Consider the following 15,731-nt stretch of genomic DNA (forward strand, 5'->3'; position numbering starts at 1 on the left):
AACATCGGCTCGTGGGCGCCGCCGCTCATTCGGGGCCCTCCGCTCGGTGGGCGCCGCCGCTCGGCAGGCGCCGCCGCTCGGTGGGGGCCTCAGCTGGTCAGTCCGAAGCGGCGGGCCTCGCGTTCGGGGTTGATGGTCAGCACGCCGATCAGTCCGCCGCCGATCAGCAGCACGGCACAGACGGTGAAGGCGCCCTGGAAGCCCGAACTGGCCGAGGTGGCCGCGTCGATGATCCGGCCGGTGACGGCGGGTGCGACGACGCCGGCCAGGGTCACCAGGGCGGTGCCGGTGGCCAGTACCGCGCCCCGGCGGCGTACGGGGACGACCTGCGCCCCGATGAGGAAGCTCAGGGGGAACACCGCGCTGGGCAGGCCGAACGCCAGCGTCATCAGGAGTACGGCGAGCCCTCCGCCGGTGTGGGGCAGGGCGAACATGCACACCCCGGAGACGATCACCAGCAGGCCGCCGGTGACGCCCCGTGCGAGCCGCCCACTGGCGCCGTTGCGCATCCAACGGCCCGTGATCCAGGGGATTCCCAGCAGCGCGGCGGCGCTGACGATGTGCGGGATGACCACGAGGCTCCCCGCCTCGGCCGCGCTGTAGCCGAGCGACTTCTCCAGGAACGCGGGGAGCCAGGCCACGTTGAGCGCGAGCGCCCAGTAGGCGCCGACCCCCACGGTGTGCGTCCCGAGCCAGGTGCGGTTGAAGAACAACCGCCGGTAGGGGACGTGCGGTTCCTCGCGGGCCACGGTGTTCTCCGCGCCGTGCAGCCCGGCGTCGTACGTGTCCAGCGGGCCCTCGCGGCCGATGAACGCCCACAGCACGAGCCAGAGCAGCCCTGCCGCCGCCAGTACGACGAAGGCCGAGCGCCAGCCGTGCTCGGTGATGAAGTACACCAGCGTCGGTGCGGCGATCGCCAGACCGAGCGCGCCGCCCATGTTCACCAGCGCCGTGGGGACCGACCGGGAGCGGTCGGGGAACCACTTCTGCACCGCGTGCACGGCCATCGGCGCCGTCGGCCCCTCCGCCGCGCCCAGCGCGATACGGCTGACGTAGAGCGCGGGGACGCTGGCGGCGAACAGCACCGGCAGGGCGGTCAGCGACCACAGCACGGCGAGCGCCGCCAGGATCCACGTCGTGCGCACCCGGTTGGAGACGAACCCGACGACCACGGCGGAGAGACTGAACAGCAGGTAGAAGCTGCTGGCGATGGTGCCGTACTCGCCCGCGGTGAGTCCGAACTCCTTCATGATCGGGCCGGCGGCCAGTCCGAGCACCGCCTTGTCCGCGAAGTTGATCACCATGAGCGCGACCACCATCGCGGTGACCGCCCATGCCCGGACGTTGCGCGGAGGGGCCGTGCCGGAGTCGCTCACGCCGGACCGGCCGACGACCTGTGGAGCTGCCATGGCTTCTCGCCTCCTGGAAGCTGAAGGGAGCCGCACATACCCAGTGGTATGTCCGGCGCCCTCGATGAAACCCGCGCTTTAGCGTTCCGTCAACGGCCGCGACGCCACATCTTTAGCGAAACGCTAAACGGCAACAGGCCTGTCCGTAGCAGCAATTGAGGTGTTGAGCTGCGGTGATGTACTCGTCGCTCGGCGGGTGGTCAGTCGCGTTCGACGTCGTCCGACGGGCCGTCCACGGCGCTGTAGAGCTGTTCCGTGAGCGCGATGAGCCGCTCGTCGAGCTCGCGCACGCCCACCCCGAACTCCTTCGCCAGCCGCGCCCGCGTCACGACGTACCCCACCGACAGGGACTGCAGTGTGGCGTGCAGGGCGACCAGATCGACCTCAGGGTCGATCAGCCCCGCTTCCTGGTCCTGCCGCAACCGCTCCTGGGTGCGCGGCAGATCGGGCATCAGCCGCAGCTGCGTGTCGTGGTCCAGGATCAGCAGAACCGCCAGCCGCAGGGCGGACGCGTAGCGGATGGTGCCCTTCAGTACGCCCCGGACACGGGAGCCGAAGCGTGCCGGGCGGTCCTGGAGCCGGATGGTGAGAATGCGTTCGCGTACGTTGCGGCGCAGCGCCGCGCGGAGCAGATCCCGGCGGGAGCCGAAGTAGTGGTACACCAGCCCGCGGTTGACCCCGGCGTGGTCGGCCACCTCCCGCAGATTCAGCCCGCCGAGCAGACCGTCGCGTTCCAGCAGTTCGATGGCGGCGCGCTCCAGCGTCTGCGCGGTGAGCTCGCTGTCCATCGACGGACCGGAGGCCGCCCCCTTCTTGCCCAACACCCTCACCCCGCGCCTCGGCACTCTTGATCGCCCCATCGTAGGTTCCGCCACCTGCGCCCGAGGAGACGCGGGCGACGTTCTTCCAGACCGCAGCCGGGGCCGGTTGAGCAGTGTGCACAAGCGGGGCGTGGTGTTGAGCACCGTGCACATTGGTGGGCGGGGGCCGCTGCTTCTAGCGTCTGAGGCGTGGGATCGAGCGCTGCTCCACAGGGCGGCACCTGCGTACACGCAACCATGCGTGCGCGTGCGTTCGTTGCCGCGCGTCCGCGATCGCGCTCACCCTCACCACCGGGGGGTCTGCGGGCGCCTCCCACGCCAACTGGGGTGGCGTGGGAGGCGCCCGTACGACGGAGGCCCCGGCAGCCGGCGCGCGCTCGGACCCGGACGTTCGTGATGACGGCGGGGACTCCGGCAGCGAGCGCGCGCTCAGGCCGCTCGGGCGTTCGTGATGTGGAGGGCGTGGACGACGTCGTGGATGCCGGTGCCGGTGGTGAGCAGGTCGAGGCCGAGTGTGGCCTCGGTGGAGCGCAGGTGCGCTCGTACGGTGTTGCGGCTGATGCCGATGCGGTAAGCGGCCTGCTGGGCGTCGGTGTTGGTGTCGATCCAGGCCTGGAGGGTGCGGCGATGCCCTGCGTCCAGGGGGCGGAGGACGCCCTGGGCCCAGGCGCCGGCACGTTCGGTGCACAGCAACTCGTCGAGAGTGGGCGGCTGTTGGGATGCGCTCCGCACCGGGGCGTCGGAGGCTTCGGCTGCCGTGCAGGAGTTGCTGAGGGCGAGGGCCAGGTGGACGGCGGCGCGGGAACGTACATCGGCGAGGTCCTGGCCGAGGGCCTGTTCCGCGCGGCGCAGGTGCGCGGCGACGGTGTTGCGGCTGAGGTCGAGCAGCCGGGCCACCGCGGACCGGGGCATGTTCAGGGCCAGGCGGGTGATGTCGACGCTGGTCTTCGGTGCGGAGTCCAGCGGCCGGACGAGCGCGCGGGCCCATTCGAGGGCGGGTTCGCGGACGAGGAGGCCCTCCAGCGGTGTCCGGCCGTAGTAGGCGGCCACGCGGTCGGGCGCGGCGCGGGCAGTGGCCAGCGCGTGGGCGGCCTGGCTGTACGCGGCGGCCGTCGCGCCGAGCGGGTGCGTGCCGCTGATGCCCAGCGCGTAGTCCGCGTGCTCGCGGACGAGGCGGCGCAAGAACTCCCCCGGCTCAACCGCCTTGCGGACGTGCCCACTTGACCCGGCGCCGCTGACGCGCGTGTCACCCCCGCTGTCCCCGCCCCCGTCCGCGTCGCCCGCGCCGCTCCCGCCGTGCCCGCTGCCCCCAGCCTCGGTCTCGCCCTCGGTCCCGTCCTCGGTTCCGGCCCCGCCCCCGTCCCCGTCCTCGGCGATGAGGCAGATCAGGTGCTCCTTGAAGACGGGGCACTGCACCAGCAGGTCCGGCCCGTGGTAGCCGGAGGGATCCTGGTAGGCGCGTACGATCCGCTCCCGTTCGGGAGGCGGGCAGTGCAGCAGGTGGATGCGCAGCCGGCCGGCGTCCAGCAGGGGCGGTACGGCGCCGGTCGTCATCCGGCGGGCCAGCAGCGGCTCCCCCGCCAACAGCGCCTGCAGCACGGCGAATCGCAGCTGCCGGGCCTTGCGCTGATAGCCGTGCCAGGCCCGGTCGCTGCCCTCGGCGTACCGCAGCAGCGTGAGCACGCTGCCGGCGTGCGAGGTGAGCGCGGCCTCCTCCGAGGCCGGCTCCGCGCGGCCGGCGATCACCAGCACCGGGCGCGGCTCGTACGGTCCGAGGGCCTCGCACCGTACGTGCAGCGCCCCGATCTGCGTTGCGGCCGCGCCCAGTTCACCGCTGGACAGCCGCGCGAGGAGCGGAGCGAGCGGGCGCAACACCTCCGCGGGGAAGCCGTGCGTGGACGCCTCTACCCTGCCGCCCCCGTCGGCGAGGAGCGCGGCGTGGGCTCCGGTCTGCCGATGCAGCCAGTCCAGCACCTTCCCCACGTCCGGCCCGGCCCCGCGCGACGTCTGCCGCCGCACCTCGCGCAACAGCTCGTCCAGCAGCCCCGCCTGCTCCTGTGCCGCCACATTCGCCACGGCTCCACCCTCCCTCAGCCGGCGTGCCCGCCGCCGAGCGGCCCTCACCGCCCAACTATCCCCGAGCCACAAGCGGAAGGCGCCGGCCCCACCCCACCGGGACGTTTGTCTGAGCGGGAGATCCCCTCCAACAGCCGCCACAGGCCCGGGCGCCGCCCGACTCCCCCGCCGCGTCCGTGAAGCGCCCCTCCGGCGTGCTCAACACCCCGGCGTACGGAGGCGTCACGGTGGCCGGAGCCGCACGCCGACGACGCCCGACTCCCACACACCGCCGCAGACTCCAACGCACCGCCACAGAGGGACACTTGTGTACCCCTGACGTGCAAGAACCCCTGGGCGCACGGCCACTCGCCGCCGCGACAGGCCCTGTTCCGCTCAGGTGCGCGGGCGCCTACGGTGGTGAGGAGAGGAACGTGCCGACGCGCCCTGACGCGCGCCGGTGTCCGTCTCCCTCTTTCGGCTTCCCAGACCCCGGAGCCGGCACGACCGCAATGCATGCGTCGGGCCGGGCAGGACCGGGTGGAGTCGCCTCGTCGACCACGCCGCCCCGGGCTTCCCCTTCCGGCGCTCCGGACCGGGGCACCCGCCACGGTGGAGGACCGGCGCGAGGAGGCTGGGAACTGCCCTTTCGTCCGACGGCTGCCGCCGACCGGTTCGGCGCCGGCCGCCCCGGGCTCGCACTCCGCGGACAAGGCCCGCGCCGCGCATGCCCTCGGGGCCTGCCGTCGTCGGGCACCGTCCCGGTCCTCGTACGGCAGCGATGAGGCGGACAAGTGACCACGACCCCACAGTGGTTGGAGCACATCATGGCGCACGGCCGCGCGGCCCTCGGGCGTACGCCCGCCGTGCTTCCGGCACGCGCGGAACGGCCCGGGAGATCTGGTCCGCGGCGCTGCCCGGCCGGCGTACCCGCAGCGCGGACACCGGGGGTGACGTGGCCTTTCCGTACTGCACGGCGGTGCGTCCGTAGACTCCGGCGTCGTCGGCCGGATCCGCCCCCTACACATCCGTTGCGGCGGCCGGACAGGGGTACCGTCCGGAATATATCCGGGATATCCGTACCCCCAGGGCAGAGCCCGCGGTACGGATATCCGGCGGCTCCCCGGAGTTGGAGCTGTGCCATGTCGCCGACGGACGTGCTCTCCGGCCCCCTGCGACCGGCCTACGGCACAACTGCGGACGGCCCCCGGGCTTTCGCCGGTACTCCGCGGTGTGCGGAGAGGAGCGGTCGTCGTGGCACCCACGCCCGACGGACCGGCCCAGGACGGCCAGGTACTCGTCCACGAAGACGCGCTGCTGCGCATCCGGCACACCCGCGATCCGCCCGGACTGCGCCTGTCCGGAGAAGTGGACCGCACCAACCAGGCTGCTGTGGCGGCCCACTTGCTCGCGATGGACGGCACCGCCCGGCGGATCACCGTGGACCTGCGCGAGGTCGCCTTCCTCAACTTCGCCGGCCTCCACACGCTGGCCGCCTACGCCGCTTCGCTGGGTCCGGGGCAGGTCCTCGTCCTCCAAACGAGCAGCACCGTGATCGACACCATGCTGACCGCCTGCGGCTGGAACCGGGACAACGGTCTGCCGCTCAGGCTCCTGCAGGAGATACCCGATGACTGAGTTGCCGACGGGAGCCGGCGGCCCGGCTGCCGCACAGCCGTATCCGCACCGGCTGCTCCTCTACGACAGCGACGAACAGTTCCTGTCCGCCGCGCTGCCTTTCGCGCACGACGGAGTGGCCGCGCACGAGCCGGTGTTCGTGGCCACCACCCCGTACAACACCGCGCTGTTGCGCCGCCGGCTGGGCCCCCGCACCGCCCGCGCCATCGAATTCGTCCCCGACAAGTGGTACCGCACGCCGGCCCAGGCGCTGCTGGGTTACCACGACAAGGCCCACACCACCCCCGGGCCCTCCCGGGTTCTCGGCGAGACCCCCTGGCACGGCGTCAGCCAGGTCCAGGCTCGCGAATGGACCCGCTTCGAGGCCCTGCTCACGCTGGCCCTCCAGGACACCGGCGCCCGGCACCTGTGCCCCTACGACACGCGCGCCCTGCCGGAGCGGCTGTTGTACGCCGCGCACCTCACCCACCCCGCGCTCGCCCGGGGCGGCGGCGGATTACCCAACCCCGCCCACATCACGCCGCACGAGTTCAGCGCGGCCTGCGACGCCGCGCCCATCCGGCAACCGCCCCCGCGCTGCGCGGAGTGCCGCATCTCCGACCACGGCCAACTCGCCCGCCTGCGCCGCTTCGTCACCGAGCACGCACGCGCCGCGTACCTGGACCGGGCCCGCATCGACAACCTGCTGGTCTGCGTGGACGAGGCCGCAGCCAACGCCATCGCACACGGAGGTGCCGAAGCCGTCTGCCGCATCTGGGCCGCGGACGACGAGCTGCACTGTTCGGTGACCGCCCCCAAGGGGACCCTCGACACCGCCCTGGCCGGCTATCTGCCGCCCAGCACGGCCCACTTGAACGGCCGCGGCCTGTGGATCATCCGCCAGCTCAGCGACGCCACGGACATGCGCACCGGCCCCGACGGTACGACGATCCTCATCCACATGCGTCTGGCCGCCCGGACCGGCACCACGTGAGAGAGCGCGCTCTCCGCCCGATTCACGCGCCGAACCGGGCGGCACGAGACTGCAGTTGGCCGTACGCGGCGTGACCGCCCGCGAAGGGCGCACGTACGACTGGCCGGGGTGGACTCTCAAGGATGCAGAGTCGGCCGGTAGACGAGTTCCTGGGTGCGGCCGTCGAGCGTCCGGTGCTCGATCAGCTCCAGGTCGAAGTCGGCCGCCCCCTGGAAGATCGGGGCCAGACCGGTCCGCCCGGTGATCACGGGGAAGACTGTCACCTGGACACGGTCGACCAGACCGGCATCCATCAGCGCTCGGTTCATCGACAGGCTGCCGTGCGAGCGCAACGGCACCGGGGACTCCTTCTTGAGCCGGGCGACGACGTCGACGGCGTCGCCGCTCACGACGTTCGCGTCCGGCCAGTCGAGTGGTTCTTGCAGCGTGGTCGACACGACCGTGGCCGGCATGTTCACCATCCGTGTGACCCACGGGTCACGTACCTCGGACTCCTCGGTGCCGGCGGCCAGCATCTGCGTGAACTCCCGGTACGTGGTGGCCCCGAAGATCATCCGCTGCTCCTCCTCGTACAGGGCGAAGCGGTGGTCCAGGAGCTCGGGGCCCTGCTTGCCCCAGTAGCCGGTCCAGTCGCCGCCGGCGGCGCCGAAGCCGTCGAGACTGGAGAAGACGTCGAAGGTGTAGGTGGCAGACATGAGGCTCTCCTCGGTGCGGTTGCGGTGCGGTTGATCGGCTGTGTGAATACAGACCGCAGACCACCCCGAGAGTCATCGCCGCTGGACACCTTCCGCTCAAGGGCGCCACGGACGTACGGGGGGGGGTTCCGGCCTACGGGTTGCCGAGCCACTCCTCCAGCCGGCTGCCTCGGGGCCGGGTGAGGGACATGATGTCGCTGGGGGTGTCCAGCCGGATGCGGTGCCGACGACCACGCGGCACGACAACCGCCGTACCGGCCGTCAGCTTGAGCTCCTCCTCGCTCCCCTGCCCGCCCCCGGGCTCCTCCGCGCGGAACGACAGCCGTATCGCGCCGGCGAGACATGCGACGACTTCCTCGGCCTCGGTGTGGACTTCCCAGTGGTCGGCGTGGACGTCGGCGTCAGTCTCCGCATGGAAGGTCATCACCTGCCAGCCGTCCCACGCGGGGTCGAACACCGGCTCCTGGAGCCGCACTTGGCCCTCCGGGTGCAGGCGGACGAACGTGCCGAAGAGATCGAACGGCGTGACAGACATGGCGTGATGCCCTTCCCTGGGGTGGTCCTTCATCGGATGGTCTTTCATCGGATGCGTCGCGCTCCGGGGCGCAGCAGGCCGGCCATGACGCCCTTCCGGTTCGCGGGTTACGGGTGGGCCGGCTCCGGCAGTTTCGTCAGCGCACGGATGAGACGGCCCGCGTTGAGTACGGGTACTCACGACACGGCCGCGCTTCCGCCCGACCATGGGGCCAGACCATTTCTTCGGGGGGAGAACCGATGAATGCTCGCACTCTCACTCGCCTCACCTTCGCCAACCCCGCGTCAGTGATCTACCTCAGTGTGGTGGGGGGCGCCTGCGCGGTTGCCGGGGGTGTCACGCTGTTCGCCGCGGACCCCGGCCTCATCTGGGTGTGGCCGGCCTTCTTCACCTTCCCTGTCTTCTCGATCGTGGGCATGGCGGGCGCAATGCTCTGGGAGGACGCCCCCTTAGGGGTCTACCTCGGCGCGGTGGCTGTCTCCGCCCTGGTCCAGTCGTTCGGCCTGGGCGTGATGTGGGAGACCGTGCGCGGCCTCCGCCGCCCCGCCCCCCGCGCCTGAACCGTCCCGGACTCGGACCGGAGGCCCACCCGCCCCGTGCGGCCACGCTCCGCCAACCGGCCACGCGCACAAGTCATTCGGCCAGCGCGCGCCGCAGCACCGCGCCGAGTTCGGCGATCTGCCGTTGGGAGACGGCGGCGGAGACGATCGCCTGCGAGCCGTGGAACGTGCCGGCCGTCTGGTGCAGTTCGACGGACACGCCGGCCTGGAGCAGGCGCAGGGCGTAGCCGATGCCTTCGTCGCGGTTCGGGCAGAATTCGGCCGTGGCGATGTAGGCGGGCGGCAGGCCGGACAGGTCGGTGGCCCGCATCGGGGCGGCGTACGGGGTGGCCGGCGCGGCGCCGAGGTAGTGGCCCCAGGCGGCGGTGACCTTGTCGCGGGTCATCCACGGCGTGTCGGTGAAGTGCTGTGCGGACCAGGTGTCTTGACGGTCGTCTAGCCCGGGCTGGTTGAGCAGTTGGAAGTGGATCCGGGGTCCCTGCTGGTCACGTGCCCGCAGCGCCACTCCGGCCGCGAGTCCCGCGCCGGCGCTGTGGCCTCCCACCGCGATGCGCTCCGCGTCGATGCCGAGTTCGGCCGCGTGCTCGGCGGCCCAGGTCAGCACGGCGTACGAGTCGTCCAGGGCGGCGGGGAAGGGGTTCTCGGGGGCGAGGCGGTAACCCACGGAGATCACCACCGCGTTGGCGCCCTCCGCGACGCGGGCGGCCCACGGGTGCTCGGTCTCCAGGTCGCCCATGACCCAACCGCCGCCGTGCGTCCAGACGATGGCGCCCTGCGCCTGGTGCGGGCGGTAGATGCGTACCGGCACATCCGGTGAGGCGGGCACCGTACGGTCCTCGATCTCCATTCCTGTGGTGTCCGGTGCCGGTGCCGTGGCCGCCAGTTCGGCCAGGCCCTTGCGGTCGGTGACCGGGTCGGACAGGTCGGCCCGGGGGAACAGCGGGATGAATGCTTCGAGTTCGGGATCCATGCCGAGCATCCTCCCGGCCGCCGGCCCGGGAAACATCCGCCAACTGTCGGGCGTCCCGCCCGGGTTGACCGCCGTCCGGCGCCTCCTTTTACGCCGGAGACGCTCTATCCTCTGGCCATGGAGGCCCTGGCCGTACGGCTGTCGCAGCTGGATTCCGAAGCCGAAGGCGCGATCCGCGTCGTGATGTTCTACGACACGCTGATGCGCCGACGGGTGGACCTCCCGGCGCTCGCCCGCGCCTCGGCGGGCCTGGCCGAGTGCGTGACCGGGATTCACCTCAAGGGAACGGGGCGGACGGTCCGCGTCTCCCCCGACGGCCGGCCGGCGCCCACCCCGCCACCGCCCGCGTCCACCTCGGTACCGGTCACTCTCGACGGTGAAGAGATCGGCACGGTGTGGCTGGAGCGTTCCGGCCCGCCCGGCGCGCTCGACGAGATGCTGCTCGACCGGCTGGCCATCGCCGCTGCGGCGATCGTCGAGCGGTACGGCCCGGCCCGCACCACCATGGCCGATCCCGCCCTGGTCGAACTGGTCATCAGCCCCGACAGCGACGAGGCCGCCCGGGCCCGCGCGTTACGGCTCCTCGGCTTCGCCGCCAACCTGCCGGTACGTGTCCTCGCCGTACGCTCGGCACTCCCGCTCGACCGGATCGGCGCCCTGGTCTGCCCGGCCCGGCCGGTCAAGGCGGCGCCCCTCGGTGACGTCGGGGTCATACTGGCCGCCACGATCGCTCCGGTGACGCTTCCCGCGGGGGTACGTGCCGGCATCGGCGCCGCGGACAGCCCGGGCCCCTCCTGGCGACAGGCCCGTACCGCGCTCCGCTTCACCACCGAGCGCGAACCGGTCATCCGCTACGGCGACTTGGGCGCGCTGGCCCTCCTGGACGAGCTGCCCCGGGACGCGGTACGCGAGAACGCCGACGTGGCGGCGATCGTCCGCCTGGCCGACAGCCCGGAGGACCTGCGGACCCTGGATGCCTACTGTGCCGCCGGCTCGCTGCGCCAGGCCGCCGACCTGCTGCACCTGCACCACAGCAGCGTCGCCCGACGGGTGGAGCAGATCGGCACCGCCCTGGGCATCGAACTCACCGCCCCCACCGGCCTGACCCGCGCCCGCCTCGCTCTCACCGCCTGGCGCCTCCTCAACGGCTGAGCGCGCCCCGCTCCGGCCGACTCCGCCACGACACGTCCGTATGTCCTGTCAAAGGATTGACAGGCCGCTCCCGTGGCCGGGAGGGTGATCCAGTCAGGTGTGGAACGGTCCAAGCAAGGGGCAGTGATGACTCGTACGCTCGGCGTCGCCGTGGTCGGATTCGGCTGGATGGGACGCGTGCACACCCACGCGTACGCCCGCCTGCCGCACCACTTCCCCGATCTGCCGCTGCGCCCCGAACTGGTCACCGTCGCCGACGAGGTGCCGGGGCGGGCCGAGGAGGCCGCGGAGCGGTACGGCTTCGCCACCGCCACCCGCGACTGGCGGGAGGTCGCCGCCGACCCGCGCGTCGAGGCGGTGAGCATCGCCGCGCCGAACTTCCTGCACCGCGACATCGGCACCGCCATGGCCGAGGCGGGCAAGCACATCTGGATCGAGAAGCCCGTCGGACTCACCGCCGAGGACGCCCGTACGGTCGCCGCGGCCGTGGACAAGGCCGGCGTGCAGGGCGCCGTCGGCTTCAACTACCGCAACGCGCCCGCCGTTTCCGCCGCCCGCGAGCTGATCGCAGCCGGGGAGATCGGCGAGATCACCCACGTACGCATCCGGCTGTTCAGCGACTACGCCGCCCACCCCGAGGGCGCCCTGACCTGGCGGTACGAGCGGGCCCGCGGCGGCAGCGGCGTACTGGGCGACCTCGCCGCGCACGGCGTGGACCTGGCCCGTTTCCTGCTCGGCGAGATCGAGGCGGTGACCGCGGACACCGCCGTCTTCATCCCCGAACGGGCCCGCCCCACCGGTGCCACCTCCGGCCACACCCGCGCCACGGGCGGCGAGTTGGGCCCGGTGGAGAACGAGGACTACGTCTCCTGCCTGCTGCGATTCGCCTCCGGCGCGCGCGGCGTGCTGGAGGCCAGCCGGGCCTCGGTCGGCGAGCAGAACAACTACGGCTTCGAGATCCACGGTACGAAGGGCGCGGTCTTCTGGGACTTCCGCCGCATGGGCGAACTCGCCGTCAGCCGCGGCGACTCGTACCAGGACCAGCCGGTCAGCACGGTGCACGTCGGCCCCGGTGCCGGCGAGTACGCCGCGTTCCAGCCGGGCTCGGCCAACAGCATGGGCTACGACGACCTCAAGGTCATCGAGGCCCGCAACTTCCTCCGATCCATCTCCGAGAACACCCCGCACGGCGCCACCCTCGACGACGCGGCCCACAGCGCCGCCGCCCTCGACGCCATGACCCGCTCCGCCGAACAGGGCACGTGGGCGCGGCCCGCCTGAACGCGTGACGCCGCCCGTACGCCACCCACTGTCGCCCTATCCGGAGCCGAGCCCGAAGCCAGAGCCGAGGCCGAGTCCGAAGCCGAGGCCCTCCACGATCGCCCGGAGGGCCCGGTCGTCGCTGTCCGCGCCGGCGGGAGCGTGTTCCGTGATGCCCGCTCCGGCGAGCGTGAACCGCCCGGTCAACGCACGGAGGGTTTCCCGGAGTTGCTCGGGGCGCAGACCGTCCGGCTCCGGGCAGGACAGACCGGCGAAGTGCTGGGGATCCAGGACGTCGAGGTCGAGGTGGATGTAGACGTGGGAGGCTCCGGTCGCGGCCACCGTCTCGACCAACTCCTGCGGGGTGCCCAGGGCTTGGACCGGCACGGACGGGATGCCCTCGGCCGCGATGAAGCGCTGCTCCGCGGGGTCGAGTGCGCGTACGCCGGCGAGGACGACCTGCCGCGCGAGCAGGGATGCGTCCGGCCCGGGAAGCAGAGCTCGCGGCCCTTCCCCGAGCAGGGTGCGCAGCACCATGCCGTGGAATCCGCCGGAGGGAGATGTCTGCGGGGTGTTGAGGTCGGCGTGGGCGTCGAACCAGATGACCGCCAGGTCACCGCCATGACGTGCCACCGCGTGCGCGACGGGCGCAAGCTCGATGCCGCAGTCCCCGCCCACCGCAAGGACCACGTCGTCCCCGGTCTCGTGCAGGGCTGCCCGGGTGGCGTCCGCGAAAGCCGTCAGAGCATCGAGGTGCCGTACTCCGTCCGCCCCGTCCTGTTCCCCACCGGCTGCGACGGGTGGATCGACAACCCTCTGCCGCGCTGTCGGCAGCAGCGTGGCCAAGTGGTGTGCCCCGCCTGCCAGTTGTCGTGGGTGACCGGCCGCCGACCCCTGCCACTGGGGAATGACGAGAGTCGTGCGGCCGGGTCCTGTGCTGCCCTGGTCCCGGGAGTCGGGGCTCCGGCCGTCGGCCGTCATGAGGTGTAGTCCGCGTTGACGCGGATGTAACCCGCGGACAGATCGCAGCCGTAGACGGTGGCCGTCGCGTCGCCGAGGCCGAGGGTGATGATGATGTCGACCTCGTCCTGCCGCATGACGTCTGCGAGTTGGTCGAGGGTGTCCGGTTCGGGCTCCTCGGGGTAGACCTCGATCGCGCCGAACCGGACGGTCGTCTTGCGCGGTTCGATGTCCGCGTCCTCGGTGTTCTTGCCGATGGCCATCACGACCCGGCCCCAGTTCGGGTCCGCTCCGTGCACCGCGGTCTTGACCAGCGGCGAATTGACCACGCTCTTCGCGACACGCTTGGCCTGCCCGTCACCCCTGGCCTGACCGACGGTGACGCGCAGCAGCTTGGTGGCGCCTTCCCCGTCGGATGCCAGCTGTGTGGTCAAGTCCAGGCACAGGTCGGCGAGTTCACGGGAGAAGGACGCGACGTCGACCGGCCCGGCCGCACCGTTGGCGAGCACGGCCACGGTGTCGGAGGTGGAAGTATCGGTGTCCACGCTCAGGCAGTTGAAGGTCTTGTCCACGGCGCCGCGCAGCGCGGTGTCCAGCTCGTCCGGGGACAGGTCCGCATCGGTGAAGAGGTAGGCGAGCATGGTGGCCATGTCGGGTTCCAGCATGCCGACGCCCTTGGCGACACCCACGATGCGGGCCTGACCGACGGTCCGCACGGCCGTCTTCGGTCGCGTATCGGTGGTCATCATCGCGCGGGCCACGTCCAGCGGCCCGGCCTCGAACGCCGCAGGGCCGCGCCGGCCGGTCTCCTCCAGGTGCGTACGGATGGTGTCCATCGGCAGCGGGCGCCCGATGACCCCGGTGGAGCCGATGAGCACCTCGTCGTCAGGGATGCGCAGGATTCCGGCGACCCTGCTTACGACCTCCGCCGCGTTCTCTTCGCCCTGCCGTCCGGTGGCCACGTTGGCGTTCTGCGCCAGCGTGCTGATCGCCCGGACGCGTCGCCCGGCGGCATGCGCGCGACTGAGGACCACGGCAGGCCCCGCGAAGTGGCTCCGGGTGAACATCGCGGCGCTCACGGACGGCCGGTCCGACGCCACGATCGAGATGTCGTCTCCCCGATCGCGCAGCCCACCGTGGCCGGTGTACGCGCGGAAGCCGGCCGGCCACACCAGCGATTCTGTATGACTATGCCTCATGGAGAATATGTTTACAGCAGGTTCGGAGGCCCGTTCAACGGCTTTTTCGGGCCGGGCAGCCGAGGCCGCGGGAGGCATCGGCTCAACACCTGCGGCTGCGAACACGAGTTGGATCCGTCATCGCCGATGGGCGAACAGGGTCCCGTTGCGGGCGGTCTAGCCGGCGCCCAGCGACTTGCTCATGAACAGGGCGGTCTCGCCCTCGCTCGCCGTACCGGTGTAGAACGTGGTGTCCAGGCCGCAGAGCGCGAAGCCCATCCGCTGATAGGCGCGGATGGCGGGGACGTTGACGTTCGACACCTCCAGCCACGCCGTACGGGCGCCGAGCCGGATCCCGTACGCACAGGCCTGCCGCATCAGGGCCGAGCCGACGCCGCGCCCACGGTGCGTGGGTGCCACGGCGATCTCGTGGATGACCAGGCGGTGATGCCACTCCTCCACGCCGGCGGCGACGAAGCCGCACACCGTTCCGTCCTCGACGGCGACCTCCAGATGCACGCCGTCCGACGCCTCGTCGTCCTCCTCTTCCTCGGGGAAGCTCTTGACCAGCGGCGGATCGACGACAGCGGCGCGCAGCGCGAACCCCTCCTCGCCGGCGGCCACTTCGTAGACGATGTCGGTCGTGAACGAGTCGTCGATCGCGCCGGTCTGGGCCGCGTCTTCCCGTCCTGCTTGCCGGTAGACGATGCGCTGTTCTGGGCTCACGCCTGCTCCGAGTCCTCGGCTCCTCCGTCACTCTGCTGACGAACGTCTCCCTACCGAAGTTCCGCCTGGCCGACCGGTCCGCAGGGGCCGGGCACGCAAAGGAGGGGCACGCAGAGGAGGGGCGTCGAATATTCCGTACCGCGCCGGTCGGTGGACGTGCAGACTCGCTCCATGGCGGACATGGGGGCGTTCCGGGACGCGGTCGACTGCTGGGCGGCGGGCGGCCCCGGCGGACCGGCGAGCGATCTGGCCGGTCAACTGGGGCTGCGGACGGCGGTGTTGCTGGAAGGGCTGAGCGACCTCGCAGCCGTCGAGGCGCTCGCCGAGCGGCGCGGGCGGGACCTGGCCGGTGAAGGGGTGTGCGTCGTGCCGATGGGCGGCGCGATGAACGTCGGCCGTTACGCCGGTCTTCTCGGACCGCCCGCTCTCGGCCTGCGCCTGAGGGGGCTGTGCGACGAGGGCGAGCAGCGCTTCTACGCCCGCGGCTGGCAACGGGCCGGGGCGCCTGAGCGGGGCTTCTTCGTGTGCGTGGCCGATCTGGAGGAGGAGCTCATCCGCGCGCTGGGCACGGCGCGCGTCGAAGAGGTCATCCGGGCCGAGGACGATCTGCGGGCCTGGCAGATCTTCCTGCGCCAGCCCGCCCAGCACGGCCGGCCGCGGGAGCGGCAGATGCGGCGCTTCCTCGGTACGAAGAAGGGCCGCAAGATCCGCTACGGCCGCCTCCTGGCCGAGGCCCTCACCCCCGGCCAGGTACCGGCCCCGCTCGACGAGCTCCTCGCGAGCCTGTGACCGGCGTACG

15 protein-coding genes are annotated in these 15,731 nt (G+C 71.9%); 6 read left to right on the top strand and 9 right to left on the bottom strand.

Features of this window, described 5'->3' with window-relative positions; genetic code table 11:
- Positions 1 to 89: 89 nt before the first annotated feature.
- The 3 genes from AC3AGO_RS02660 to AC3AGO_RS02670 form a co-directional block, all read right to left on the bottom strand.
- Positions 90 to 1,409, bottom strand: a complete 1,320-nt coding sequence (locus tag AC3AGO_RS02660; protein ID WP_487818451.1) for an MFS transporter — start codon at positions 1,407 to 1,409, stop codon at positions 90 to 92.
- A gap of 200 nt (positions 1,410 to 1,609) precedes the next feature.
- The gene (locus AC3AGO_RS02665; protein ID WP_487818452.1) at positions 1,610 to 2,197 is read right to left on the bottom strand and encodes a TetR/AcrR family transcriptional regulator; all 588 of its coding nucleotides are present in this window, start codon (positions 2,195 to 2,197) and stop codon (positions 1,610 to 1,612) included.
- Between the two features lie 462 nt (positions 2,198 to 2,659).
- Positions 2,660 to 4,306: a helix-turn-helix domain-containing protein gene (locus AC3AGO_RS02670; RefSeq protein ID WP_487818453.1), complete on the bottom strand. Its 1,647-nt coding sequence runs from the start codon at positions 4,304 to 4,306 to the stop codon at positions 2,660 to 2,662.
- Between the two features lie 1,233 nt (positions 4,307 to 5,539).
- Here AC3AGO_RS02670 and AC3AGO_RS02675 point away from each other — a divergent pair.
- Both AC3AGO_RS02675 and AC3AGO_RS02680 read left to right on the top strand, forming a co-directional pair.
- Positions 5,540 to 5,923, top strand: coding sequence for an STAS domain-containing protein (locus tag AC3AGO_RS02675; protein WP_487818454.1), 384 nt, complete (start codon positions 5,540 to 5,542; stop codon positions 5,921 to 5,923).
- The gene (locus tag AC3AGO_RS02680; protein ID WP_487818455.1) at positions 5,916 to 6,896 is read left to right on the top strand and encodes an anti-sigma factor RsbA family regulatory protein; all 981 of its coding nucleotides are present in this window, start codon (positions 5,916 to 5,918) and stop codon (positions 6,894 to 6,896) included. Before AC3AGO_RS02675 ends, AC3AGO_RS02680 begins: the two co-directional genes overlap by 8 nt.
- A 116-nt stretch (positions 6,897 to 7,012) precedes the next feature.
- On the opposite strand, the gene AC3AGO_RS02685 is transcribed toward AC3AGO_RS02680, so the two are convergent.
- Positions 7,013 to 7,591: a dihydrofolate reductase family protein gene (locus tag AC3AGO_RS02685; RefSeq protein ID WP_487818456.1), complete on the bottom strand. Its 579-nt coding sequence runs from the start codon at positions 7,589 to 7,591 to the stop codon at positions 7,013 to 7,015.
- 133 nt (positions 7,592 to 7,724) lie between these two features.
- The gene (locus AC3AGO_RS02690; protein WP_487818457.1) at positions 7,725 to 8,126 is read right to left on the bottom strand and encodes a cupin domain-containing protein; all 402 of its coding nucleotides are present in this window, start codon (positions 8,124 to 8,126) and stop codon (positions 7,725 to 7,727) included.
- Positions 8,127 to 8,365: 239 nt separating this feature from the next.
- Here AC3AGO_RS02690 and AC3AGO_RS02695 point away from each other — a divergent pair, with 239 nt between their 5' ends.
- Entirely contained in the window at positions 8,366 to 8,686 is a 321-nt protein-coding gene (locus AC3AGO_RS02695) for an SCO4225 family membrane protein (RefSeq protein WP_487818458.1), read from the top strand.
- Positions 8,687 to 8,759: 73 nt separating this feature from the next.
- Here AC3AGO_RS02695 and AC3AGO_RS02700 read toward each other — a convergent pair whose 3' ends face one another.
- Complete coding sequence (locus tag AC3AGO_RS02700) at positions 8,760 to 9,656, bottom strand: alpha/beta hydrolase (protein WP_487818459.1); 897 nt, start codon at positions 9,654 to 9,656, stop codon at positions 8,760 to 8,762.
- A gap of 117 nt (positions 9,657 to 9,773) precedes the next feature.
- Between AC3AGO_RS02700 and AC3AGO_RS02705 the strand changes: the two genes are divergently transcribed.
- Positions 9,774 to 10,808: a PucR family transcriptional regulator gene (locus AC3AGO_RS02705; protein WP_487818460.1), complete on the top strand. Its 1,035-nt coding sequence runs from the start codon at positions 9,774 to 9,776 to the stop codon at positions 10,806 to 10,808.
- Positions 10,809 to 10,934: 126 nt separating this feature from the next.
- Positions 10,935 to 12,089: a Gfo/Idh/MocA family protein gene (locus tag AC3AGO_RS02710; protein WP_487818461.1), complete on the top strand. Its 1,155-nt coding sequence runs from the start codon at positions 10,935 to 10,937 to the stop codon at positions 12,087 to 12,089.
- Positions 12,090 to 12,125: 36 nt separating this feature from the next.
- On the opposite strand, the gene AC3AGO_RS02715 is transcribed toward AC3AGO_RS02710, so the two are convergent.
- From AC3AGO_RS02715 to AC3AGO_RS02725, 3 genes are all read right to left on the bottom strand, one after another.
- Positions 12,126 to 13,049: an arginase family protein gene (locus AC3AGO_RS02715; RefSeq protein ID WP_487818462.1), complete on the bottom strand. Its 924-nt coding sequence runs from the start codon at positions 13,047 to 13,049 to the stop codon at positions 12,126 to 12,128.
- The gene (gene argJ, locus AC3AGO_RS02720; protein ID WP_487818463.1) at positions 13,046 to 14,227 is read right to left on the bottom strand and encodes a bifunctional glutamate N-acetyltransferase/amino-acid acetyltransferase ArgJ; all 1,182 of its coding nucleotides are present in this window, start codon (positions 14,225 to 14,227) and stop codon (positions 13,046 to 13,048) included. Before argJ ends, AC3AGO_RS02715 begins: the two co-directional genes overlap by 4 nt.
- A 156-nt stretch (positions 14,228 to 14,383) precedes the next feature.
- The gene (locus AC3AGO_RS02725; protein ID WP_487818464.1) at positions 14,384 to 14,932 is read right to left on the bottom strand and encodes a GNAT family N-acetyltransferase; all 549 of its coding nucleotides are present in this window, start codon (positions 14,930 to 14,932) and stop codon (positions 14,384 to 14,386) included.
- Positions 14,933 to 15,103: 171 nt separating this feature from the next.
- Between AC3AGO_RS02725 and AC3AGO_RS02730 the strand changes: the two genes are divergently transcribed.
- The gene (locus AC3AGO_RS02730) at positions 15,104 to 15,721 is read left to right on the top strand and encodes a TOPRIM nucleotidyl transferase/hydrolase domain-containing protein (RefSeq protein WP_487818465.1); all 618 of its coding nucleotides are present in this window, start codon (positions 15,104 to 15,106) and stop codon (positions 15,719 to 15,721) included.
- The last annotated feature ends 10 nt before the right edge of the window (positions 15,722 to 15,731 follow it).

The sequence above is a fragment of the Streptomyces sp. BL1 genome (assembly GCF_057628045.1).